The organism is Duganella phyllosphaerae (assembly GCF_001758785.1).
Lineage (GTDB): Bacteria > Pseudomonadota > Gammaproteobacteria > Burkholderiales > Burkholderiaceae_D > Rugamonas > Rugamonas phyllosphaerae.
The window spans coordinates 1-1,218 of record NZ_LROM01000105.1 but is presented as its reverse complement, the minus strand read 5'-3'; the positions used below and the strand labels follow the sequence as shown (position 1 = coordinate 1,218).

1 protein-coding gene is annotated in these 1,218 nt (G+C 67.2%); it reads right to left on the bottom strand.

Annotated features, from left to right (window positions below; genetic code table 11):
• The coding region (locus DUPY_RS28450) for a YDG domain-containing protein (RefSeq protein WP_229255425.1) at positions 1-1,218 on the bottom strand (1,218 nt) is incomplete at both ends.

The following is a 1,218-nucleotide window of genomic DNA, read 5'->3' as shown; positions in this document are numbered from 1 at the left end:
CTGTGTTGATGGTTGCGCTCAGGCCGGTCGGTTGCAGCACCACGTAGTTGCCGGCGTCGGCACCGGCCAGCGTGTAGCCGCTCACCGTCACGGCCTTGCCGGCGCCGGCGTCCTTGCTGGCAAAGCTGCCCACGGCGGTACCGGTCACCGACACGCTGTCGCTGCCCAGTGCGGCCACGGCAGCAGTGCCGGTCAAGGTTGCGGCGGTGGTGGCGTCATAGGTTTTATCCAGCGCTGCAATGCCCGATACCGCCAGGTTGGCCTTGTTGATGGTTGCGCTCAGGCCAGTCGGTTGCAGCACCACGTAGTTGCCGGCATCGGCGCCGGACAAGGTATAGCCGGTCACTGTCACCGCCTTACCGGCGCCGGCATCCTTGCTGGCAAAACTGCCCACGCCGGTACCGGCCACCGACACGTTGTCGCTGCCAAGGGCGGCCACGGCGGCGTTACCGGTCAGGCTGGCGGCGGTGGTGGCGTCATAGGTTTTATCAAGCGCCGCAATATCCGATACCGTGAGGTTGGCCTTGTTGATGGTTGCGCTCAGGCCGGTCGGCTGGGTGACCACGTAGTTGCCGGCGTCGGCGCCCGACAGCGTGTAGCCGCTCACCGTCACAGCCTTGTTGATACCGACATCCTTGGTCGCAAACCTGCCGCTGCCGCTGCCGGCCAGCGACACCGTGTCGCCCGAAACCAGGCCCGAGTAGCCAACGCTGGCGGTGTTGAGCGCGGCCGTGGTCGTGGCGTCGTAGATTTTATCGACGGCGCTGACGCCGGTCAGGGTCAGCCCCTTGGCGGTCACGGTGTAACTGCTGCCGGCCACGCCGGGCGCGTTGTAATTGCTGGCCAGGCCGCCGTTGCTGCTGCTGCCCAGGCTCAGGCCCGTGGTGCTGGCGAGCGCCGCACCGCTTTGAACGTTCTTGCTGGTCAGGTTCGAGGCGTCACCGGCCCCGGTGACGCTGAAGATCTGGCCGGCCACGCCGGTCGCCGTCAAGGTGCCGCCCGCCACCGACGTGGCGCCATCGTAGGTTCTGCTGCCGGAGACGATGACATCGGCCTTGTTGATGGTAGCGGTCACGCCGGCCGGCTGCACCAGGTTGTAGTTGCCGGCATCGGTGCCGCCCAGCGTATAGCCGGTGACGGTAACCGCCTTGCCCACCCCGGCGTTGGCGTCGGCAAAGCTGCCCACGCCCGTACCCGTGACCGCGACGATGTCGCTGC